Source organism: Serratia sp. TSA_198.1 (genome assembly GCF_052686505.1).
The window spans coordinates 279,364-302,675 of sequence record NZ_JBQZFP010000004.1 but is presented as its reverse complement, the minus strand read 5'-3'; the positions used below and the strand labels follow the sequence as shown (position 1 = coordinate 302,675).

Genomic DNA, 23,312 nt, shown 5'->3' with positions numbered 1-23,312 from the left:
GTCGTCCAGCTCGAGGATAAATCAGAGATACTTCTTAAAGCTCGCCGTCGTCACCGTCACAGCTATCCCCAGCAATATTGCTGCTGGCAACAGCAGGAGATTCGGGTATACCGCGGTTGGCCAGGAGAGATACAGCATGCAGGGAATATAGATAGCCGGCTTCACCATCCGCTTTGCATGGTGGTAAACAAAGCTGCTTTCATAGCCGGCGCCATAACGACGGATATCACGCCGCCCCAAGCCTTCTGTCAGCGCTACCAGGACTACCAGGATAAACAGCGGGATGGACAGCACAAGAATGGTCACTCGCACCAGGGTGATGACGGTGACATATACCGTCGCCACCAGGTACTCTTTGAGCCTGGCGGCCAGCCAGCCACTCCAACTGTTCAGCTCTCGGGCAACCGCATTCTGGCTGTGTACCTGCGAGTCATAGGCACGTTGGATCCAGTCCAAAAAACCGCTGTCCACAAAGGTCCACTGATACGCCTGGCCAATCCACCGCGTGACAGTGACTGACGGCTCAGACAACATCAGACTGCGGGTAAACTCCGATGACAAATACCCCATTTCGGTATGCATCACCGCTTCACTGTGCGACGCGCCAAGCTCTGGCCAGAAGAATGCCATCCCGACATACTCAATCACCAGGCTCACTAACAACGAGGCGAAGAACATCCCGATCAGCATCCATGGCCAGCCCCACAGTACGTTGTAAAACAACCCATGCTTGCGAGGTTGTACGGGCTGCTGAGGCTGATTATTCACCGCTTGTGACATTCAGTCCCCCTTTTATGACCGCATCAGGCATTACCGTGCTGGCTGACCACCAGGATTCACTGGTCCGGTAATTGCGCTGCATCTCCTCGGCAATCTTCTCTAGGTTAGGTGGCATCAACGCGTCATCGCCATCCCCACTGGGTAAGGGCATCCGAATTTTCCACAACTGCCCGCCTTCCAGCAACGCGAACGCCTGCCCCTTCGGTAGGTTGATCACATCCGCCGGCATCAGCAGCGGCGTTTTCACCGTACCAACGCGATCCTGGGTGCTGGACGTGAAGTCCTGCCCTTTCTCGACGTCGGCCGTATCGGCGTGCCCCGACACCAGGGTTTTGGTGTAGACATCGACCTCCGGGAGCTGTGTTGTCAGTAGCTGTGCGGTCCGGTTCTCTCGCACGCGCAGCATGATCAGGGTATTAAAGTTACCCGTCACCTGGGCAGCCTTGGCGGTACTGCCTATGCGAGCCTCGATGTCCGACTCGGTTTGCGTGTAAGCCGTCACCTGCATGCCGGCGCCACCGCCTTTGTTGATGAGAGGAATAAATTCGTCCCCCATCAGTTCGTTAAACTCATCGCAGTGCAGGTTGATCGGCAGTTTGCCGTCGGCACGGGTCGGCAACCCGCCATGCATGCCGTGTTTATAGATATGGCCAGCCACTGACACCAGATCAGCAAACATGCTGTTACCGACGGCAGAGGCGACCACACCGTCCGACAGCGCATCCAGCCCTACGTAGACAATGCCCTGCTTTCGGATGACCTGCTCCCAATCAAATATCGGCCGGGGGTCGTTCATGTCCATGTAGTTCGGTGCCAGCAGCTCTGCGGTCTTGCCGGTGGTGAGTTTTTCCAGCAGAGGCAGCAAGGAGGCGACAATTTTATCGAAATAGGTGCGGTCATAGCGCACGGCTGAGCGCAGTCCATCCAGGATAGGATCATACAGCTGCTTGCCGGCTTCCGAGCTCAGGGCCATTTCAACCGCGAATATTTTGACCGCGTTCGGCTGTCCCTGCATGTTGCGCGGCACGTCCTCCTCCGTCAGCACCTTTAGGTTGTTATCTATCTGCTGCTGCAGTGCCGGCATACGCGTTTCAATCACCTTTTTCGCGTAGGTCTCATACAGTTCACTGATGTTGTTCACATAACGGGTGATCAGGGTGTAGTCCGGTCGCTGCCCCAATGCGACCAGGGCACGCGCGACGATGTTGACGAATCGCCAGGCAAACTCGCGGAATGCCGCACTGTTGCCCTCCCCACTCAACTGCCCGGAGATACGGCCGGCGACTTCCGATACCCGTTCAAAGCGACCGACGGCGTTATAGCGTGCCGAGATATCCGGCCAACCCAGATGGAAGATGAACAGCTCATCCCCACGGCCGGCACGGTGGGCTTCAGCCCAGACACGCCGCAGCAAGTCTGCATCGCCTTTCGGATCAAATACAATAGTGATGTCTCCGCGGCGAATATCCTGAGTGATCAGCAACTCGGCGAGGCGCGTTTTGCCAACACGCGTAGTACCCAACACCAGGCTGTGGCCAACACGTTCACCTAAGGCCATCGAAACATCGAGCTCGTCAGGTTCGATGCCGTGGATCGCCGGATTGCCACCCACTGGCGGCAGCGGCCGTACCGGGTTGAGTGGGGAATCCTTGCGCAGCAGTTGGGACAACCACGGCAGGGTGTATTCAGTTTTAAGCTCCAGGCGCCGCGCCATCTGGTACAGCTGCGGCGGCTGAACATACTTCTCAACCTCTGGACGACGGGTGTCCATCAGACGCTGGGTGTGCTTTTGCTGCCAGCGGAAGCCCCGCCCCAGGAACAGCCGCTGCCGGCTAACCGGTATTTGTGCGCTGGTCATGACATAGCGCGGCAGCCGGCGCAGATTACGGCGGTAACGGATCACCCGCAGGCCCTGACGTGCCCTTACCGCAGACAGCACCGCAAACCCGCCGGCAGTGACATAACTCACCGACGGCGCCAATGCCACTGACCAGGGGGCAACAAAACAAATGGCGGCTGCGGCGCCGGCCACAATCGCTGTATTCAACTCGACTGCTGGGCGCAGCAATGCTTCCATCACGTGGCGATTACTCATGGTCGATTGATTCCTTTTTCGTACCAACAGGGTTTACCGGCCAATAAATCCAGCAGGCGCTGACCACTGACCAGGTGAACGTGGGTATGGTTTTGCAGCAATGCCCGGCTGAGGTGGCCAGTACGACCGGTATGAATAAAAAAACCCTCGCACCGAGATTTCAGCAGCAGCGCACCAAAGTCTTGGATGTGTGAGGGGGTGATGGTTCGGCCATAGCGTTTGGCCTGGATGAAGTATTTTTTGCCATCAATGATGACCTGACCGTCCAGGCCGCCATCACCGCTGTATGAGTCATTGCGTTTGACCGGATGTCCCTGGCGTTCACAGGCCAGCAACAACAGTTCTTCAAATACGTAGGGATTGATTTTGCGCAGGTAGACTAGGCGATGCGAGTCACCATCCAATTGCGGCAATCGCTCAAACACTCGTGCAGCTGTAGCCTGATAACGGCGGTGGCGGCGACGGCTGGCCGTCTCCCGGCCACGGCAGTTCAACCCCGCAATGACAGCAACAAACAGCCCAATCAGCACCGCCGTCAGCACAGGATTCACCATCAACGCAGCGACTATGACGATGTGCTGTACCGACATCATGGAGTAACCTGTTGTGACAACCCGGTATCGGTGATCAGCACCGGGTAATGCGCCAACTGCAGACGACGCGCCAGTTCACTGCCGGATGCGGGCGCCATCGGCACACCCGGTGCCAGCTCACGCAGTGCCTGCAGTGCAGGCAGGTTACTGACGTTAACGACGAGACCTGCGGCGTGCCGGGATTTGAGTTGTTCCGCGTTCCCCTTTAGCCAGATGCGGCTGGCATCGTCATCACCCACAATAAACAGCGCGCCAATGCCGGGTAACTGCAGCGGTCTGTCAGCCACATCGCCGGGTGTCAGCTCTGGCGTTGCCACGGGCAACACTGCCGCCTCGGTATCAGCAGGAGATGCCGGCGCCGGCGGCACGGCCGGAGACGATTGCGCCCCCTCCTGACGGTTGATACCTTCAAAATACGGCGAAGCATCTTCACCACCGACATCGGCAATCACATTCAGGTTGGCCAGCGCCGCGGTGGTCACCAGACTCAGGCCGAACAGCAGAAAATTCACTTTTTTCATGATTATTGGCTCCGTGGTTCAATCCAGGTCAGCGCCGCCGTTTGTGCCGGTAACGCCGTGGGCATAGTGCTGGTCATCCGGATCGGGGCGGATGCCTTGCCGTTTAGGCGTGCCAGCTTGCCGCTCACGATGGATTTATACCGGGCAGCGGGCGCTCCGCCGGCAGGATGGTGATAACACCCGGCGGCAACCAGCCAGCTACCGGGGTTGCGGTCATAGCACTCCCGCAAGATGGCCGCCGCCGCGTTGAGATTGGTGTAAGGATCAAACGCCTCCCAGGTCGACGTGAAGTGATGGCCGTTCCAGCCCAGATTGACCTGGGCAATTCCGACATCAATACGTTTTCTGGGATGTGTTTTCAAAAAACGCTGTAAGGCTTCCCAGGCCTGCAGTCGGCTGGCATAGCGATACCCTTTACCGGCAACATTGATGGTCCAGGGCCAAGGGCGCTCCACATCCGGGGCCGGACCGGCGCCGCGGGTCACCGAGACGATGTTTTTCGGTGCCATCGATGTCTCGGCCAACGCCACCGAATACAGGGACTCCGGAGGAACCCCATGACGCAACGCCACCTCCCGATAACCGGAAGGTACCTGCTGGGTAGCAGCATGAACGGCTCCGACCCCCACAGAAGTGAGGAATGCAAACAGGGGAAATAGCCCCTGGGTCAGAACGCGGCGAGTGTCCATCCGTTTTCCCCTTGTTGCAGCACCACCGGCATCAAGCCGTTGCCGAACGTCATCCAGCGGCCACCGTCATGATTCAGCGTGATTTGACGTGCGCGCACCTTGTCGACGGGAATGTGATGTTCCCGAGCCCAGTCACGCAGCAGGCTGTCATTACCCTTGCTGTCGACCAGGTAAATGTCGACCGGTCGGTTATCTGCCAGCACCGCCGCCAGTCGAGCATCACACTGACCGCAGTCCTTCGCTTTCACGAACAGCGCCAGTCGCCCGCCGGTGTCATGCGCAATACCCGCAGCATTCCCCATGTTGACCGGCAACACACCGAGGCGCTGCCAGGCCGCATCCACCTCACGCTGGAACTTGAACTCTTTCTCCGTGCGGACAAACTCCTGCTTCACCCACTGCTCGGCGTACTTTTTACGTTCGGCGTCGCTCTGAGCTTCAATGCCAAGGGCGGTTAATGGATCAAGCCCAGGGGATTGGGTCCCGCGGGGACCATCCATCAACTGCTGGTATCGCTGGTACTCTTCCCCACTGATGCCCCACTGCTTGCCCTGTTCAGCCGTCTTGTTGTCCTGGCTCTGCTGAAGCTGGCTCAGGGTAGACTGGCTGTTCTCGATGGCCGTCTGCTGCGCCGCCTGTGATAACGGGCTCAGTAGCATCAACGCGACCATGTGGTATTTCAGTTTCATCGCGCTCTCCTTATTGGGCGCTGACGGTCTGCAGACGGCCGTTCACACGAAACGTCGCCTGCCCGTAGCCGGCACTGACCAGGGTCCAGCCGGCGACTGACTCCCCTTCACCGATTAACCGCACCTGCGACAAATCACTGAATCCCTGCGGCGCCACGGCAGCAAAGGCCGACGTCCCACGCTGCTCCACCCCGGTCAGCACGAATGGCGCTTTACGCGCCACACGGCGTACCGCATTACGCGGGGAGGATTTAATCGGCGTAGGTTTGTGCTTTGGGGTGATTTTGGCTGTCGCTGAAGGGGCTGCGGGTACGGACGTTGATGGCGCCACAGTCGGTGCAGGCTTTTCAGTTGCTGACTTTTTCATGGACTCAATGCTGTCTTTCAGCGCATTCAACTCAGCCTGTTGAGCCTGCAGCTGCTGCTCAAGTTTTTCCGGTAACCCATTGGTTAGCGTCAGCATCCTAATCTGTCGCGTGAGCGAGGCCTGGCGTTCAGCCAGGCTTTTAAGCAGTTTTGCATGCGTCTGCACCACATCGGCCATAGAGTTCATGCCATCCTGCGGTGCCAGTGCTTTCTGTGCCTGCTCAAGCTGGACAATACGCTGGTCGACATGGTTGATAGCCCCTGTACCAACGAGGCCAGCAACCAGGGCGACAACAACGCCGGCAGTTACTCCCCAAAAAGCCTTACTGCGCAGCAGCCCTTTTTTCGCCAGCGTCATCGAGATCATTTCTTCGTTCTTCTCGGTCATTTTTTCAACCACCCGCCAGTTGCCGGTACCGCGTTAACAGCTTGAGGTACAATGACCATCACAGCCGGACGTGCTGAAACCACCTTGCCCGGCGGCAGCTGCGTAGCCGGCAGCTGATACCCGTCACGCAGGCTGTGGCAGACAACACGTTGCACGTCGTCTACCTCGAGCTGCCACGCGGGGCCGGCCAACACTTGCAGGGCAGTACGCAAACGCATCGGCCCCAGTTGGTACTGCACCGCCGGCAACGCCTGGCGGTACAGCACGCCGTTTGCCGGTCCGGTCGCGCACAGGGAATACCCCGACTGGCGCAGCGCATAGCGCAACGCATCAGCAACCGTCGGTTTTACTGACGCCGGAATACGGATATCGATGATTTGCGAGAGCGGATCACGCTGAACGGCCGCCGGGTCAGTGCTGACCAATAAATAACGGTCGTAGCGCACTACCTCCGGCACCTGCCCGTAGGCATCCGGGCTGACCGGCTGAACATTGCGATTGACGGTGACAGACGGTGTAACAGGGGAAATATCACGCTGCTGCAGAGGCTGTTGAGTAACGCACCCGGTCAGCATGAATGCTGCCAGGGAAGAGACGAGAATTGTTTTTTTCATCCGGAAGGTTTCCTGTTCAGTGACAATTGACAGGTGTCACTGTGCGGTTACCGTCCGAGACTCTCAATTAACAACTCTTTATTGCTAAGCAAAAAAAACGCAAACCTGAAGATCAGTGTTTGAGACCAGATATCGAAGATCAGAATTAGGATAATCAGGGTGTTCAATTAACTCTCTGCTTCGCATCACCCCATCCAAGCCGGGATATTGTATGCCCATAACATACAACGCCCAATTTCCCAACAGTGCGCATGGTATAGCAAGATCTTAAGCTTTCATGAATTTGGGGTCCCTCAGTTGTTCTTGTAAACGTTACTATGCTGATCAAGCTCATTATTCACATAATATCCATTACCTCCGGATAAAATCACCTGAGTAGGTTAAGAGCTACGGATAGTGAAAATCTGAGAGTCTTGATAAACTACTCTTGATCAAACTGAATGCGTGAAGATTATTCAACATAGATAGATAGCAGTAATCAAAACCGAACCGCATACAGTTCAGACAAAGCGAAAACGCGTTTTAAGTGAATGTGGGCAAAATAGCCCGAATTTGACTATCACTCAGTTGAAGAAAGGATTTTAAGAATGCGCCTTAGTAAAGTCAGGATCCAGAATTACAGAAGCATCATTGATAGCGGAGAGTTTACCATTGAAGAAATGAAAACTCTTCTTGTTGGGCCGAACGAGGCCGGGAAAACGGCGGTCCTCCAAGCAATACAGCATCTGAACCCACCTCCAGAAGTAAAAAAACTCAACGCACTCAGAGATTATCCCCGCAGCCTCTATTCCAAGATAAGCAGGGGGGAGATAAAAGAAAGCGATATTGAGGTTGTAACTGGGGTCTTCACCCTTAGTAAGGATGAACTAGCTCACGCACCGGAACGCCATCAAGGGAAGGTACTTAGTTATCGTTATACGCGAAAGATGAACAATATTGCCACACATTATGTGGAAGGAATGGAGCACGTAAACATAAGTACAGTGAAACCAGACCTTTTGCGGTTAGTTCATCATCTCGATCGTGATTCAGAGGTAGGAACCCCCAGTAAGTACTCTGAGAGTTTTAAGAAATTAACTACTGAATGGAAAGATTACCAATCTCTTTACTCCGTGAGAGATAAGCTAAAAAGCTGGCTTGACGATATTTATGCAAACATTGATGAAGACAATCAAAAAGAACTGGATCGTTTCGAGAAAATTAATCAAGAACTTATTTATGCAAGCCAGTATGAATCATTTTATAATTATCTAAATAGTAATGTGCCTGTTTTCATTCTGTACAGTAATTATTTTCGAGTAAAACCGATTATACACCTAGGAAATCTTGCAAGACGAACTAATGAAAATGTTCTTGATGATGAACTCTACGACTATGGCAATAATTGCCTGCTCAAGCTGTTGGGCTTCACAGCAACTGAACTCTCTGAATTAGGTAAAGCATCTGAGCTCAGCCACACTGCAACCGATATGGAACCTTTCAGAGATCGATTGGACCGTCGCCAATATCAGCTAAATGCAGCTAGCGTGGAGCTAACCGATCAAATTGTACGAGTGTGGAACCCCGACCAGAAAAAAGGTGAGGCCAGTAAACTTCGTCTGACCGCAGATGGCCAGTACCTTAAAGTGGTGGTAGAAGATGATATTGGAGTTGAAGTTGAACTCGATCAACGTTCGGAAGGATTCCAATGGCTGGTTTCTTTTTTCATCGTCTTTTTTGCTGAATCGAAGGGTAAGCATCAGAACACAGTGCTGTTACTTGACGAGCCAGGAGTCAGCCTGCATGCCCTTAAGCAGCGTGAATTCAGAAAAACCATTTCACTGCTGGCTAATGATAACCAGACCATTTATTCCACGCACTCTCCTTTTATGGTAGGCCCAGACGAACTGGATCTTGTGAGAGTAGTAGAGCTGACGGAGCGGCGTACCGGAACGAAGGTACTGACTACGGTAACATCTGGTGATGCGGCAGCAATGCTACCGCTGCAAGAAGCACTAGGATATGATCTGGCACAAAGCCTATTTTCAAATCAGCGTAATATGATATTAGAAGGGCTCACCGACTACTGGTATCTTGAAGCTTGCTCAGAACTGATGAAAGCCTCAGGTAAAGAAGGAATTAGCGACAAAATTGCGCTAATCCCTGCTAACTCGGCCAGTAAAATTATTTATTTCGCTACAATACTTTCAGCCCATAATCTAAAAGTAGCTGCACTGCTTGACTCCGATAATGCGGGCGATCAGGCTGCCAATCAAGAAATATTGGTCCATCGGCTTGGAGTGAAAAAGATTCTGAGGACAGCAGATTACATTACACCCAGCGTTGCAAAAGCAGAAATTGAAGACTTAGTCCGCCACACTTTGGTTCATCTTGCTCGTTCAACACTCAATTGGGATATAGTTGAAGAAAACGCATCGAAACCGGATAAACCCGTGATTGACCTTTTCAAAAAGAAGGTCGGTAATTCATTTTCTAAATATGTACTTGCAAAAGCTTTCCTCCGTTGGTCGCGAGAGCACGGGCTGGAAAACTTACAGGAGAATGAACAAGCTGGGATCGCCGCTCTGATAGCTACAATTAATAACGTTCTAAAATAGAGGAGTGTCTATCTCTATTACGACGAGCTCGCTTCTCGGTATACGTTCAGGCGAGCTCATTCTAATCTACCTTGTCACTTTTATTTTCTCTAGAGGCATTGATCATAATCCTGTATTTCGCACGCAATTCTTTACCACGCTTGTTGAATAACCTCACAAGCATACGATTAATATATGGGGCGTCACTAACCACTCCTTCAAGCAAGTTGACATCGTAAACACTTTCAAAAAGATGACGATGGATATCCATCATTTTAAATTTACTATTCGCTCTATTAAAAATGGATCGAGACATATTAACTGCCATCTCAGGCTTCTTCTTTGTTTGCAAGCAAACAAAGAAGAAATAATGGCACTCTATATGCGTCAGTTGAGACATAACAATGCGCCTCGAAAATGAAATATCATAACCTTGAGGACAGTTTGTCTCCAGATGGTTGAAAAGAACTTCTGCCGTTTGGATTAGTCTCCCCTGCCAAACCAGATTGTTTTTTATAATTTTATGATGTTCATACTGGATAAACTGCATGAGCTCATTCTGCTCAGCGCGAAGATTACCTTTCGCGATCCTTTCTCTGATTTCTTCCGGGTAAAAACTAGTCGACTCCCGACGTATTATATACTGAATACTTTTTACCGAAATCTGGAGTACATCCCTTCCATTTATTATTTTTTCTTCGGTGGCAAGCATAACCTCTTCTAGAACCGCTTTATAAAGTTCCAGAATTTGGTAAATGGTTTTCTCATAATTATCTATTTGGTAACGTCGATGCTGTTCAGAATTCTCCTTTTCTTGCTCAATTATTTGTTTCTGCTGCACAATGAGCGTAACGACAATACCAGCAAACCCAAGCCCAGAAAACAGTGAGTTAAGTGTCCCAAAAGCATCACCAAGTGTTCCATATTCTGGATAACCGGCTGGAGAACCATTGACATATAAAATGGAAAGCAAATAAATAAAATAAACAAGAATAACCACTAGGAAGGCAATTATGACATATAATCTATTTTTCAATTTCTAGTACCGAGTTGGTTTTTAACCTAAAAGAGTGAAATGCTATAGGCCGATTACTAAAGTCTGAACCACTAGGAGTATTTAATAAAACCAGTGTCAACGACATTATCATCAATAAGTATAGAATGTCGAACTCTTTCCCAAAAAACCTTGTAATTAACATTATAGTTATGTGATTGAATCACCGTAGTTCAAAAAACAGAAACCCACTGTAGTAAAGTAAAAAACCTCCGATAAATCGGAGGCTTACAGGTCAAAACATTATAAAAAGTTCTCAATTCCATTTCAGAACGGTATGTCATCGTCAAAATCCATCGGTGCTGCATTCCCACCCGATTGAGATGGCTGGGATTGCTGAGCCGGCGTACCGCTGTGCGAGGGTTGCTGAGGTTTCCCCCAACTGCCTTGCCCAGGTTGTCCAGCGTTGGTTGGTTGTGAACGCCCTCCCAACATCTGCAGAGTACCGCCTATGTTGACGACGATTTCAGTGGTGTATTTTTCGACACCGGCCTGATCGGTCCATTTGCGTGTTTGCAGGGTGCCTTCAATGTAAACCTGCGAGCCTTTACGCAAATACTCACCGGCAATTTCGGCAAGCTTGCCGAACAGCACGACACGGTGCCATTCGGTTTTTTCTTTCTGCTCACCGGTCGCCTTATCGCGCCAGCTCTCTGAGGTCGCCAGGGTAATGTTAGCAACAGCACCACCATTTGGCATGTAACGGACTTCCGGATCTTGGCCGAGATGACCGACAAGTATGACTTTGTTTACGCCGCGAGACGCCATGATCGAATCCTCATAGGGAATAGAATTAGAATGGGAAAACGCCCCGATAAATCGAGGCGTAGAGGGCGTTATCAGAAAGAGTTTTCCGCGTATTGCTGCTGTGCGGAACCTTGCTGAGGCGGCGTAGAGTCGGATTTCTCGGCCTGAAATACCTTCTCCTGACCGATCTTGATCCAATCGACCTTGATAAGGCGGGCTTTGAGGCTGACGCGCTGTTCACCGGCATGTTCGCCGCTGTTGAGCGTGAAGATGTCCGGTTTGAGATTGCTGAGCACAAAACCAATCAGGACCTTCTTGTCTTCATCAACCGACTTTTGACAGCGGTTGATCAGACTGCTGGCTTCTTTACCGGCGACCGTCACATCGAAACGCGTGTAACTGGCGTTATCGGTAGGACCTGAGAGTCCATTGACGACACAGCTGATAAAGGTGCCATTCGGGCCATTGACTTGACGAATGTTGCTGAGGTACCCCATGCCCTTGATGGTCAGGTTGAAGTATTCAGTTTTGGTGGATGCTTGTTGAGTTTGGCTAGACATGATGTTTTCTCCAGGCGTATAGATTCGGTGACGGAGAAATACACCTTCCCTGACGGGAAAAGTGTTTCCCGTCGGGAGTCTGCAAAGTCGTACGTCAGTGCAGACTGTCTTGATTGTGAAATGGACCTTCATCACCGTTAAGTGATCCCCGTTCTCAAAGGCTAAACGGAGTTACCGCCACATGGGCTTCCTCTTTCAGGCTACGAGGCTATTGGCAGTCACCCGAAGGCGTTTCTCACAGACCGCTGAAACTTTGACTGGCACTCACCCGAAGGCGCTTCTCACAGAGTGCTGAAGCATTGGCTGGTTGTCCGAAGACAACGAGTAAGCCTGTTCATTTTTAATGCAAGCACCGAGAGTGTCAACCGTAATGTTCCGTTTTGAGATCCATAAAATAAAAACGGCGTTGATCCGAAAATCAACGCCGCACGGCCGGTACCTTAGCCTTCAGTAAATTCTGCCTAACTCCGGGGAGGAACCTAGTCTCCCGACGTTTTTTTCACGGAGTTGCATACGTCTTGACAGCCAACCTGAGTGTGGAGGCCGCTGACCGAACTGAAGCAGAAAAAAACCATGGAAGAATTTTCCCACCACCGCAGTTACGGGGTACCCTGCATCAAAGCTAGCTCACCTTAGCAAAACTTTCCGCTATGTACATCAGACAATCTCTTACTCCGATCCTGTTGCTTTATTTTTAGTCGGTGATTTCGCTTTATAGCGCTTAGCCTTGCGCCCACCTTTTGCATCGATGTTAATGACACCCTGGCAAGTGGGATAATTACTGCAGCCCCAGAAAGCACCACCGCCTTTCTTGCCAGCACGCCGGCGCATCGACCCACTGCATGTCGGGCACGGCGGTGAAGGTGGGGCGGTAAACTTCACAGCCTGCGTCTTCCCTTTCTCCACCAGATGCCCTGTCCACTGTGCCTGGCGGCTCATGAACGTATCGAGTGTCATCTGGCCCTGGGCAATCTCGTCCAGCGCCTGCTCCCACAGCGCCGTCATCCCGGGGTTGGTCAGCGCAGTCGGTAACGCATCAATCAGTTCGCTGGCGATCGGTGTGGAGAGTAGGTATTTGCCCTTCTTCTCCAGGTACCCGCGTTTAAACAGCGTCTCCAGGATACCGGCGCGCGTCGCTTCAGTACCCAGCCCTGCGTTCTCTTTCAGCACCTTCTTCAATTGCGGGTCACTGACGAACGCCGCTGCATTTTTCATGGCGGCGATCAGTGTCCCGTCGGTGAAATGTCCCGGAGGCTTCGTCTGCAGCGTTTTAAGCTCAGCGCCGGCAACCGAGACGGTTTCACCTTTTACCAGGGCAGGAAGCCGGACATCATCCGTGTCAGCCGGTTCCTCTTTCGCCTCGCTCGCGTCATGCTGGAACAACACTTTCCACCCGGCCACGGCCTCGACCTTGCCGCGAACGCGGAACAGTTGCCCGCCGATATTGAAGGTCGCTTCCGTGACATCCACTTCATGTAACGGCAGGAACTGTGCCAGGTAATGCTGACGGATCAGTTGATAGACCTTGAGCTCGTCAGTAGACAGCTTGCTCAGGTCGAACGGCTGTTTGGTTGGGATAATCCCGTGGTGCGCCGTAATTTTTTTGTCGTTCCAGATACGAGATACGAATGCCCTGTCGAGCCTGGCCACGCTTTCGCTCTGCGTCGGGTCCGTGAGGGTAACAGCGCTCAGCACATTGGCAACCTCTTCCCGCATTGATGTCGGCAGATAGCCGCAATCCGTCCGGGGATACGTGGTGGCCTTGTGCGTCTCATACAGTGACTGCGCGATACTCAAGACCTGGTTGGCGCTCATCCCCCACTTACGTGAGCAAGCCAGCTGCAGGGTGCCCAGGTCAAATGCCAATGGCGCGGACTCTTTCTTGCGTTCGGTCCCCACCTCAAGCACAACAGCATTAGCCGTTTGCTGACACAGCTGCACAACGGCCTGCGCCACATTCTGTTGAATACAGCGCTTCTCTTCATCACAGTAGTTGGCCGCAGGTACCCAGTTTGCCGGGAAGGCGATCCCGCCTTTCTGCAGCGTGCCCCTGACTTGCCAGTACGGTTTGGAGATGAAGTTGGCAATGTCGCGGTCACGGTTCACCACCAACGCCAGAGTGGGGGTCTGCACCCGCCCGATCGATAAGACCTCGCCGTATCCTTGCTCGCGGGCTTTAAGCGTATAAAGTCGGGTTAAATTCATCCCCGTCATCCAGTCCGCTCGGGATCGCGCCAGGCCAGCTTCATACAGGGGCGCAGTCTTTTCGCCAGGGAGCTTGTTCGCCAGGGCATGCCGAATACTGGCCTCATCCAGCGCTGACAACCAGAGCCGCTGGACCGGGCCGGTAAAGTGGCAATGCTCCAGTAACTCCCGCGCGATCACTTCCCCCTCGCGATCCGCATCGGTCGCAATCACCACAGAATCAACCTGTTTGAGCAACCCGCGGATAACAGCGAACTGGTCGGCAGTGTCTTTTTTTACCGCCATTTTCCACTGGGTAGGGACAATAGGAAGAACGGACTCCCGCCAGGGACTGCCGAACTGCTCACCGTAGGTCTCCGGCTGGGCCTGTTCCAGCAGATGCCCGATAGCCCAGGTGACTATCACGCCAGCGCCCGCCAGGTAACCCTGTTTTCGCTGCGTCGCCCCGAGAATGGCGCCGATATCTTTACCCTGACTGGGTTTTTCGCACAGGTAGAGTTGCATCAGATAACCTCCCGTCAGCCCAGCTGACCTTTAGCGACCTGCTGCAACTGCGTCATCAAACGGTCGAGGTAAGCATCGGTCAAGTGCGATGCATCCGGTGAGCTGTACGTCACTTTCAGGCGACTGCCGGTGCCGGACTTGACCACTTCGAGCTCGAGGCGATCATTGCCTTTCCATTCCTGCCCCATCTTGTAATAACTGCCCCGGTTTGCTGACCAGACTGGGCGAGCTTCATCAATGGAGCTCGCGCTCCAGTCGCCGTGCTGATCACGCTGACGCAGACTTTCCAGCTCTTCGGAGGAGATAAACTGATAATGGCTTTTCAGCCGCGCCGCCGCGGTATCAACATCCACCGAGAGCGTATACGTATGACGCACATCCTGCCGGCCCCCGGAAATACCGGCTCGAGTCATCCAGGGCATGCTACCTTCGCTGGAGCCACCGCGGCCCCCGCTTGCCAACGAATGTGCAGCGTCACTGATTTTTTGGTTCCATTCACCCAGTTCAGTGCCTGCACACCCCGTTAACAATAACGCGGTGCAGAGTACGCCAGGCATCAAAACAGACTTTACCTGTCGATTCATGTTCATGCTTTGGCTCCTTTTTTTGAAGAAATGGAGGGCGTTAACACAGAGGTTTTATTCAGTGGCGGCGAAAAAGCGGAACGTGACTTGCCCGACATAATGTCTGCGTCAGGTTCACCCAGACGTTTTACCGCATCAATACCAACCTGAGTTTGAAGGCGAATATCATCACGCGTAACGGCTACAGATCGATACTGTTGTACCACCCCATAAACCTGACGCACCCAATGCCCTCCCTGACTCAGTAAGTCATCCCGCTTTTGACGGGAGATCAGCCCGTAGTGCCATGCCTGGAACGCTTTCATCGCCAGTTGATCAAAGCCAACGAGTAACCAGACACAGCGATACCCGAGCGGGGTTCGGCTAAATACACCGATATTCAGCGGAGATACTGATGAGACTTCTGACATCGAAACCTGGCCTGGCAAGCTGGATAAAACGGCATCAAGTCCTGCTACTGCGCTCTGCAATCGCGCAGTGCCACGCTCAATAGCCTGCTCCAATGACAACATCGCGCTATCGGCATAAGGATTGTCAGTATTTGAATCTGCATTAATTTTCCCTGCGCGGGCGATGACCTGAGGCATGCTGACTATTTGTGGTTTATTTGACTCTTTCTCTCGCTGGCGCCCTTCCCACAACAAAATGGCATATTGGGTATGTAACTGAACGGTTAACGTCGATTTGAGAGCACCTGCGCGGGCTGGAGAGGGCTTATTTTCTTTACTGCCTGATGAATCAACCATTTGAAGCATCCTTTTGGGATTATGTGTGGCTTGAAATAGTTGCGCCAGCCTGTCTTGACAACAATCCAAAACTCTTTTTGCGCGACGAACAAAAACTCAAAAGACAACAACGTTCACTTTTCAACCACTGCTGCCAGTGGCAGCAGTGGTCTATTTTTGAACAATATTGACTATCTGCACTCACGACTCATTTTGTTGCTCGCATCATTTTCTGACGCAATTTGGCCACGACATCACTTACATGGTCCCGCGACGCCAGCTGTTCGCGGACTGGGCCTGTTGGTTTTGCCGGTGCCATAGAGCAAGGTATTTGGTGTGCCGGAACAGGCCTGGCAGGCTCTGGGGATTTGGCACTCGCATACAGCTCACCGTTCCGGGCGCGCTTAATTACCGCCAAAAGCCAGCCGGTGGGATTATTCAGGTTGCCTCTAGCCATCGTCTGCTCAAGACTCTCCAGCACCTGGCGAGCAGTCTCTGCAGGCAAAGCCTTAAGCTGGACACCTATCTGACGCAGATCATCCGCTGCCATGCTGGACTGTAGTTCGGACGGTAACTCAGGTACGTACGTTGTTTTATTCACACTCTGTGTGAAAGAACGTACGTTACAGTTCGGTTGAGTTGATGCACCGTAAGTGGCTGATTCCAGAATGAGTTCGGAAAACGAACTCGGTGTTTTGCTCCCCTGTTTCACACTGAGTTCGGTATCCGAACCGGGGGTATATCTACTGAGTTCGGCATCCGAATTCGGGGATTTTTTCCTGAGTTCGACGTCCGAACTCGGGGAATTGTCCTGCCATTGAGACACTCTGGCGGCCATCTGTTGCGGGGTTTGTGGTGAGCCCAGTCGTTCAGCAATTGCCGCCATCTGGGAATGCTGATGACGCATTGTCGGGTCATTTTGAATATCGGACAGTACTGACCAGGCCGTCTGGCTGACGGTGCGGTTTTTATGCGCGCAGCCCATGGCGACCGTATCCAGCCAGGTCGGATCCAATGTCTCCGCATCACGAGCCGAGAGCGGCTCATCGTGTTGGGCATAGATATTGCCCTTCACCCGCCCCTTGTCGCCACGCACACGTCGGCACAAACTGAGCCAGCCGGTCAGGCGTAACATCAGCAGCACGCGGCTGACAGTCTCGCGGGACGCCTTACCGTTAAACGGCGAGGCGAGCTGCAGCTGCAGTTCGTCATAGGTAGGGAACACGGCGCCCTGGTTCTGTTGCGCGTACAGACGGATCATTATCCACGCGGTTTTATCCAGCGGTGACAAACGGGTGTCCAGGAGCAACCGGCGGGGGATGGAATCATGCACATTCCCCATGAACAAGAGACCGCTGCGCAGATTCGTGACATCGGGAGCCCCCGCGTGCTTTTCGGCACCTATTCGTTCCGCCAGGCGGGCATTCATTTGTTCGAGCGTAAAGGTGATCAGGCTATCATCAGGTGTTTTTATGCTCATCGATTTTGCGCATCCTTTTACGCTGCCCTCGCCCACAGGGCGAAGGCGTCAAGCGGTTGTTGGCCTAACGGCACTCAGGCCTGTACCCGACAACCAGGCACAGGGTGAATGTCATCACTTCCACAGTTCGTTGTTGTAGCGCTCGTGGGTCAACAACTCCCAGTCATCACCACTGTTTCGGCTGAGCAGTCGCCAGCTGGTCCCGATATCAATCTTCATCCAGGCACGCCCGGGGGCGTGCTTGCCTTTGACATGAAGCTGCTTGTAGTTACGCTCCCCGCTGCGGAAGCGCCTGACCTGCTCCTTCGCCTTTTTTTGACAGGACGGCGGCGCCGAACGAGGGACCTGCAACCCCGGCATTAATATCACCGGCTTCATGCCAGCCTCCTTGCATTTCCTCCCGGCGTACCGCGTGGCGTACGCACGGCCTGAATGGCTTTTCTGGCAGTAGCAGTCTGAGGGGCATCAAAGCTGCGAACGGCATGCCAGACAGCTGTCAGAGAAACATCCATCTGCTCGGCGGCCAGCATCATGACGTCCAGTCCATCCGCACTGGAGGCGTCATCGACGTCCGCTTTTTGCCACTGACGCCACAATGCCGCATTCTCGTCGTCGCTGAGCGCCGCACACCGCCCCTGCCGAATATTGATACCGGTCATGCGCCGGCGAGCAGCGACTTCAACGGTGGAGAGGCCAAAGTAGTGCTGCATCATTTCGATAGAGCCCCCTAACGCCAGTGCACGGTCAATCCGCTGCATACGCTGCTGCTCGCGGCGCGCGTGTTGCAACATCAATGAGAAATTCTCGTGATGGATTTGGAAGGTCAGCACCGATACGGAGCTGTTCATCAGGTAATGCAGATCTTCAATGGTCAAACCATGCAGCAGCTGCATCTCTTCCGTTGTCAGCCCCAGGGACTCACAACGGCGGATATAGCCTGATTTCAACTCCATCACCAACTGCGTGAGCAGGCTGTTCGTTGCCTGCGATAAGCTATTACTCATTGTCCTATTCCCCCCCAATGCTATGTGCGATTGCCACTGGCCCATCACCCTGAACTCCCTGGTGCAACCTGGCGTTCTGCCCTGCTTTAAACCCCTGGCTGCGGGCAAGATCACCACCACGGCATCCTTTCAACGCACGTGTCTTGGCATCCACCATGTCCTGATTAGCAATCCAGGTCGTCATCAATTGCTGCTCGTTGTCTGGTACCGGGAAACTGGAAATGACCCGCTGTACACCACGCACCCAACCGGCCCGAAACTGCTCGGCGCGTGCACGGCGCGTGCTCAGTTTCAGGCGGCTATTCTGGGTTTTCAGGTAGTCTGCAGTACTCTCTTTCAGTTGCCGGCTCAGCACATCAAACGCATAGGCAGCAACGGCCGGCCGCTCACTGAAGCCGTAGAACGTCACGTTACGACGCTGACCGGAAGGGGTATCTCGCCAAGAAAAATATGGTCGGCAGCCAAAGACTCGACTGACGGCCCAGACCAAACTGATCATCCATTCCGGTAATTTCTGCGCCTCCGACGGCGCCCCCTGGCTCGGCGCTGTCTGGATAGAGGACAGATTTGCTTCCAGCTCGCTGATACCGTATTTCGCCATCAGCTTTTGCGCCCGGGCTAATGCCAGCCCAGCCTCATGCGCATTACTGTTGCTACGGGCCAGCTCGAGGAGTTTGCGCACTAGTTTCACCAGGCGCGTTTGTCGTTGTGAATGGCTCATCAAGTTGTCTCCTCTGACGCGGGTAAGTCACGCTGCAGTTCACGTAGACGACGCAAAACACGAATAAGGCGCATCAATTTCACGGCATGAATATCGTCAAGCAGCGGCCAGTCAGCAGCATTTTCCGACCCGATGAGGGCTTCATTGAGAGAGCTGGATGAGGCACCGTCCGGGTTGTTGCCGGCAAGGGTCAGGAGTAACGCGGTAAAGCGAGATGGGCGTTCGGCAGTCAATGCGTAGCCGGCAGCCCGCAAATCGGCTCTATCGGCTTTGATTTCAGCTTCGCAGCCCGCCACTTCGGCCAGTTCAAATGCCAACCGGAAGGTGATCACCTGCAGGTGCTCAATATCGTCCTGCAGGGCAGAAATAGCCCAAATGGAGGAGACCGGCTCAAGTCCCACCTCCGCAAAAGGCACCTCTACCACAGGGGCTACAGCTTGTTTTGGCTGTGTCTCGATATTGTTGTGAGGGGCGGTCGACTCATGAGAGCCAGGCAGGAGGGGTTCATTGACGCTGGTATTCTCACCGTCTAAAAGCGTTTCAACGTCACCTGATAACACCGAAGGAGCACCGTATAAATCAGGTTGAGTCTCAACACGCGGTTCAGTTTGGGTTGAGGGAATTTCCTCGACCTGAACACCCTGTGATTCATTATCAGAATCACCGGCCGACTCAAGCAAAGCGCTGTCCAGCACCAAAGAAGAGCCACCACCCGGCACTTCAGATTCCGTTGAGGGTAAACCACCGTTTTCTTCCTGCTGTAGCTCAGGCGCCAGCACGACGGTACTCGCCTTATCTGGCAACTCAGGCGTTGATGTCGGTTCACCGAGGTGCTTGCGCCGGTTTTGCTCTTTCGGATCGAGCTCAAGTAGCCAGCGATCATAATTGAGCAACGGGTGCGGCAACGCGTTGATAAGTGCCCCAATCAACTCATCGCGAAACATATCAAGCGAATAGACCTCAGGCGAATCAAAATGACGGCACACATCACCGAAAACGGTATCAAATGGCTGATCCGAGTCTTGGGTAATACAGTGCTTCTGCCATGTGGTTTCGGCATGAGACCGCATTGCCAGTAATTGCAGAATTTGCGGACGCCCCAAGCCAGTCTCCAACAAATGAGGCATATAGGGATACAGATACTGCACCGCATCTTCCATCCGACTGATACTGGAATTATGGACGGGGTAACCTTCTGCGGTAAGGAGCGTTGATAGCTCTCGTAATGAGACAGGCTTACCCAACTGTGCTTCATATAATTCTCGGGCCTGGCGAATGCCAAAGGCTTTTTCAATGAAGCTCAGGTCACCGCGAACCTCATTCTCGGCAAGGTGACCTATCACGCAAGATAATCGCCCTGGCCAGGGCTTGAACACACAAGAGAAGCGGTAAAATCGTTCTTCCCCCGTCTCCTGCCAGAGCTCGGAAAGAATGGCATAACGCGTATTGCCCCCATCGCTGAAAAAGTACCCCAGCTCTGGACGTTCCGGATCACGAGTCACCTTTGGTACCGTATCCAGACCGCGGGCTCGGATTGACGACTTTATTTCCTCATATTTCGGGTTACGCGAGGTTCGTGGGTTATCCGGGTTCGGGTTCACCTCATCCAGTGTCAGCACCAATGGCATTTCACTGACGGGGGTCTCCGCCACCACGGGGGCTAACGGCTGTGTGCCTGCTGCAATCTTACCCTGCTGGAGCAAAGCACTGTTCAGATCGAGGATCTTGGTTTTAGGACGCGCCATGTTTACGCCCTCCCCGAGTATTGGTCATACTGACCGTCGCGGAAGTCGCTGAACGCGGTGAATTGCCCTTCAAACTTGACGCGAACGGTACCCGTTGCCCCCTGCCGCTGTTTACCAATGATAATTTCTGCGGTACCGGCATCATCAGAATCAGCGTAATAAACCTCATCACGGTAGATGAACGCGATCACATCAGCATCCTGCTCCAGTGCACCGGAGTCACGCAGATCACCATTAAAGGGCCGTTTGTCAGCACGGCTTTCCAACTGACGGTTCAACTGAGATAGAGCCACGACGGGACAATCAAGTTCTTTGGCCAACGCTTTCAGGCTGCGGGAGATTTCCGCAATTTCCTGAGTGCGATTTTCCTGCCCTGGGCAGCGCATCAGCTGCAGGTAATCGACCATGATTAAGCCAGGCTTCCCGTACAACCGGGTGTAGCGCCGTGCCCTAGAACGCAACAGAGCGGGTGTCAAAAATGACTCATCGTCAATAATCAGGCGGTTTTCCAATGGCAACAACCGCTCCATCGCGTTGGAAATTCGGGCCCAATCTTCATCATCCAACTTGCCACTACGCAGACGCGAAAGTTCAACACGTCCATCTACAGCGATAAGGCGTTGAAGCAACTGCTCGCGCGGCATTTCCAGGCTGAAAAAGAATGCAGGTTTCTCCGTGCCACGAAGCGCGCCGGTGTAGGCGCTCAACGCAAAGGCGGTTTTCCCCATCGACGGCCGTGCGGCAATCAAAATCAAATCACCAGGCTGTAAACCACACGTCATCTCATCAAGCCGTGAGAAACCGGTCGGGGTGCCGGTGATACCATTGCCGCCATTCGCAGTCTCAAGATAAGTAACGACGGCATTCAACCCATCCGTCAGGCTGACATTCTGCTCTGACTGAGTTTGCTCAGAGAGCTGGAACAATTGCTGTTCGGCACGTTCGGTCAGGGCCGCAGACTCTGCGCGGGGATTAGCGGCATCCGCACTTAATTCACGACCGAGTTGCAACAGGCTACGCAGACGACTGCGTTCGGCCACAATTTCCGCATAGGCGACGATATTGGCTGCACTCGGCGTGTTTTTAGACAATTCAGCCAAATAGGCAAAACCGCCCACTTGCTCGAGTTCACCATTTTGTTCCAGTGATTCATGGAGCGTAATCAGATCAATCGGCTGCTGAACAGCCATCAGGCGAGCCATGGCCTGGAAAATTCGGCGATGTACCGCCAGATGAAAATCACGCTCTCCAACCAATGGGAGAACATCATCCCACCGCTCATTATCCAGCATCAAACCGCCGAGAACGGCCTGCTCAGCATCGGAAGAATAAGGGACATTGGATGTTGTCTGGTTCATGGCTGCACCTCCGATTTCCCTGCCAGTAGCGCATCAAAGTTTGATTGCCACTGAGGGAACAGCTCATAGGCCAGCATATGCATGGTGTCAGCGGCTGCCGGTGTAGACGTTCGAGCCGTTGTTTTTTCGAGACGATGAACGGGTTGACCGGAGGCATGCCCCATTTTGTAAATTTCCAGCTTGGGGATAATCGTATCGAGAAGGGAAACATCGAAGGCATCTGCACGCAGATATTGGCCATTTGTGATGATGCTGCGCAAACTTTCCAGAGTCTGCCAATCCAGATTGGTGTACTCCATGCAGTTGGTCAGGATACGGATACGGGGTAACGCGATGCCGTAGCAGGTCAACGGCAATAATCCTTCCATCAACCCCAATGTGCCACGCAGAAACTCACGGGTGTCCGGCAGTATAGGCTTGATAACCCCAACAGCGAATTCCGTGCTGGCCACCAGAATAAGTTCGAGCATCACAGACGCCGCGCCTTTGGAGTCAATGATGATGGCATCGTACTCGTTGAACAAAGGGTGTTGCAGGACATTCCGCAGGCGCATACGCCCATCAGGGGCATGCAGCATGGCAGAAGATAAACGGTCGTGGGGATCGTTGGAAACAATGATGTCCAGATTTCGGATAACAGAACGGGAGATAATTTGCTCAGAATGGTTGAGGTCGACCGTCTTCATCAACAGTTCGTACAAACCATTGGGTGCTTCATATTCCAGGGAGAAAATGCTGCTTGCGGTGGGTTGGGAGTGGTCGCCGTCGATGAGGAGGATCTTTTTACCTGCATCGGCGAGGAAGCCAGCAAGGTTAGCACTTTGAGTGGATTTACCTTCTCCGCCTTTAGTTGAAACCATAGGCACGATTTGTGGCTTAGTACTGAGAGAAGCAGTAGTGGCTTTTGTGACGATATTTTCCATGAGTACACTCGAATAAAGTATTCGATGAGTACAAATTCGATGCAGAAACTAATTTCCCACTGCGATAATTCAACTTGCTAGCGAAGAGAGGATTGAAAATCCCCGTGTCCTTGGTTCGATTCCGAGTCCGGGCACCATATTTAGAAGAACCCGCCTATGGCGGGTTTTTTGCTTTCTGGAGTATGGACTCTTCCTGCGGGCCAAGGCTGAAGCATAGTAGCCAGCAGGGCCTCGTGAGCCTGAAGTCATTGCCGCTGGCTTTGCCGGCATATCCGGGTCCCATTTGATGGCCTCAGCATGTCACGCCGCCTCCAGCGATATCATCACCCCTGCTATCGGCATTAGCAGCACTCCGTTGAATCATGACCGGCGCTATGCTGCCCAGGTCAAT

At 53.1% G+C, this 23,312-nt stretch carries 22 protein-coding genes; 1 reads left to right on the top strand and 21 read right to left on the bottom strand.

Annotated elements, in window-relative coordinates; translation table 11 throughout:
• Window positions 1-21: 21 nt before the first annotated feature.
• From ACUTSW_RS18565 to pilL2, 8 genes are read right to left on the bottom strand one after another with little or no spacing between them, the layout of a single operon-like run.
• Window positions 22-780, bottom strand: coding sequence for a TIGR03747 family integrating conjugative element membrane protein (locus tag ACUTSW_RS18565; RefSeq protein WP_260629192.1), 759 nt, complete (start codon window positions 778-780; stop codon window positions 22-24).
• Window positions 761-2,875, bottom strand: coding sequence for a type IV conjugative transfer system coupling protein TraD (gene traD / locus ACUTSW_RS18560; RefSeq protein WP_260629193.1), 2,115 nt, complete (start codon window positions 2,873-2,875; stop codon window positions 761-763). The genes ACUTSW_RS18565 and traD overlap by 20 nt, the downstream gene beginning before the upstream one ends.
• Window positions 2,872-3,468 (bottom strand): restriction endonuclease, encoded by a 597-nt coding sequence (locus ACUTSW_RS18555; RefSeq protein ID WP_260629194.1) that lies wholly within the window; start codon window positions 3,466-3,468, stop codon window positions 2,872-2,874. Before ACUTSW_RS18555 ends, traD begins: the two co-directional genes overlap by 4 nt.
• Window positions 3,465-3,989, bottom strand: coding sequence for an integrating conjugative element protein (locus tag ACUTSW_RS18550; RefSeq protein WP_445585054.1), 525 nt, complete (start codon window positions 3,987-3,989; stop codon window positions 3,465-3,467). The genes ACUTSW_RS18555 and ACUTSW_RS18550 overlap by 4 nt, the downstream gene beginning before the upstream one ends.
• Window positions 3,990-3,991: 2 nt before the next feature.
• Window positions 3,992-4,678 (bottom strand): transglycosylase SLT domain-containing protein, encoded by a 687-nt coding sequence (locus ACUTSW_RS18545; protein ID WP_260629196.1) that lies wholly within the window; start codon window positions 4,676-4,678, stop codon window positions 3,992-3,994.
• Window positions 4,657-5,367 (bottom strand): TIGR03759 family integrating conjugative element protein, encoded by a 711-nt coding sequence (locus tag ACUTSW_RS18540; RefSeq protein ID WP_445585053.1) that lies wholly within the window; start codon window positions 5,365-5,367, stop codon window positions 4,657-4,659. Before ACUTSW_RS18540 ends, ACUTSW_RS18545 begins: the two co-directional genes overlap by 22 nt.
• Before the next feature lie 10 nt (window positions 5,368-5,377).
• Window positions 5,378-6,121, bottom strand: coding sequence for a hypothetical protein (locus tag ACUTSW_RS18535; protein ID WP_260629198.1), 744 nt, complete (start codon window positions 6,119-6,121; stop codon window positions 5,378-5,380).
• The gene (pilL2, locus tag ACUTSW_RS18530) at window positions 6,118-6,735 is read right to left on the bottom strand and encodes a PFGI-1 class ICE element type IV pilus protein PilL2 (RefSeq protein ID WP_260629199.1); all 618 of its coding nucleotides are present in this window, start codon (window positions 6,733-6,735) and stop codon (window positions 6,118-6,120) included. The genes ACUTSW_RS18535 and pilL2 overlap by 4 nt, the downstream gene beginning before the upstream one ends.
• A 587-nt stretch (window positions 6,736-7,322) precedes the next feature.
• Between pilL2 and ACUTSW_RS18525 the strand changes: the two genes are divergently transcribed.
• The gene (locus ACUTSW_RS18525; RefSeq protein ID WP_445585052.1) at window positions 7,323-9,332 is read left to right on the top strand and encodes an AAA family ATPase; all 2,010 of its coding nucleotides are present in this window, start codon (window positions 7,323-7,325) and stop codon (window positions 9,330-9,332) included.
• Between the two features lie 61 nt (window positions 9,333-9,393).
• On the opposite strand, the gene ACUTSW_RS18520 is transcribed toward ACUTSW_RS18525, so the two are convergent.
• The 13 genes from ACUTSW_RS18520 to ACUTSW_RS18460 form a co-directional block, all read right to left on the bottom strand.
• Window positions 9,394-10,347, bottom strand: a complete 954-nt coding sequence (locus ACUTSW_RS18520) for a hypothetical protein (protein ID WP_260629201.1) — start codon at window positions 10,345-10,347, stop codon at window positions 9,394-9,396.
• A 285-nt stretch (window positions 10,348-10,632) separates the two neighbouring features.
• A complete protein-coding gene (locus ACUTSW_RS18515) occupies window positions 10,633-11,133 on the bottom strand; it encodes a single-stranded DNA-binding protein (protein WP_260629202.1) in 501 nt (166 codons plus the stop codon).
• 71 nt (window positions 11,134-11,204) lie between these two features.
• Entirely contained in the window at window positions 11,205-11,672 is a 468-nt protein-coding gene (locus tag ACUTSW_RS18510) for an STY4534 family ICE replication protein (protein WP_012004778.1), read from the bottom strand.
• Between the two features lie 669 nt (window positions 11,673-12,341).
• Window positions 12,342-14,381 carry a DNA topoisomerase III gene (locus ACUTSW_RS18505; RefSeq protein ID WP_445585051.1) on the bottom strand — a complete coding sequence of 680 codons (2,040 nt, stop codon included), beginning with the start codon at window positions 14,379-14,381 and terminating at the stop codon, window positions 12,342-12,344.
• 14 nt (window positions 14,382-14,395) lie between these two features.
• Entirely contained in the window at window positions 14,396-14,971 is a 576-nt protein-coding gene (locus ACUTSW_RS18500) for a hypothetical protein (protein ID WP_445585050.1), read from the bottom strand.
• Entirely contained in the window at window positions 14,968-15,711 is a 744-nt protein-coding gene (locus ACUTSW_RS18495) for a PFL_4669 family integrating conjugative element protein (RefSeq protein ID WP_012004775.1), read from the bottom strand. Before ACUTSW_RS18495 ends, ACUTSW_RS18500 begins: the two co-directional genes overlap by 4 nt.
• 187 nt (window positions 15,712-15,898) lie before the next feature.
• Window positions 15,899-17,170, bottom strand: coding sequence for an STY4528 family pathogenicity island replication protein (locus tag ACUTSW_RS18490; RefSeq protein WP_445585049.1), 1,272 nt, complete (start codon window positions 17,168-17,170; stop codon window positions 15,899-15,901).
• A 114-nt stretch (window positions 17,171-17,284) separates the two neighbouring features.
• A complete protein-coding gene (locus ACUTSW_RS18485) occupies window positions 17,285-17,548 on the bottom strand; it encodes a ParE family toxin-like protein (RefSeq protein ID WP_012004773.1) in 264 nt (87 codons plus the stop codon).
• On the bottom strand, window positions 17,545-18,174 hold the full coding sequence (locus ACUTSW_RS18480) for a DUF2857 domain-containing protein (RefSeq protein WP_012004772.1): 630 nt from the start codon (window positions 18,172-18,174) through the stop codon (window positions 17,545-17,547). Before ACUTSW_RS18480 ends, ACUTSW_RS18485 begins: the two co-directional genes overlap by 4 nt.
• Before the next feature lie 4 nt (window positions 18,175-18,178).
• On the bottom strand, window positions 18,179-18,895 hold the full coding sequence (locus tag ACUTSW_RS18475; protein WP_260629205.1) for a DUF2786 domain-containing protein: 717 nt from the start codon (window positions 18,893-18,895) through the stop codon (window positions 18,179-18,181).
• Entirely contained in the window at window positions 18,895-20,640 is a 1,746-nt protein-coding gene (locus ACUTSW_RS18470; RefSeq protein WP_260629206.1) for a ParB family protein, read from the bottom strand. Before ACUTSW_RS18470 ends, ACUTSW_RS18475 begins: the two co-directional genes overlap by 1 nt.
• 2 nt (window positions 20,641-20,642) lie before the next feature.
• Complete coding sequence (dnaB-PI, locus tag ACUTSW_RS18465; RefSeq protein WP_260629207.1) at window positions 20,643-21,998, bottom strand: SPI-7-type island replicative DNA helicase; 1,356 nt, start codon at window positions 21,996-21,998, stop codon at window positions 20,643-20,645.
• Window positions 21,995-22,921, bottom strand: coding sequence for a ParA family protein (locus tag ACUTSW_RS18460; RefSeq protein WP_103101367.1), 927 nt, complete (start codon window positions 22,919-22,921; stop codon window positions 21,995-21,997). The genes dnaB-PI and ACUTSW_RS18460 overlap by 4 nt, the downstream gene beginning before the upstream one ends.
• Window positions 22,922-23,312: the final 391 nt, after the last annotated feature.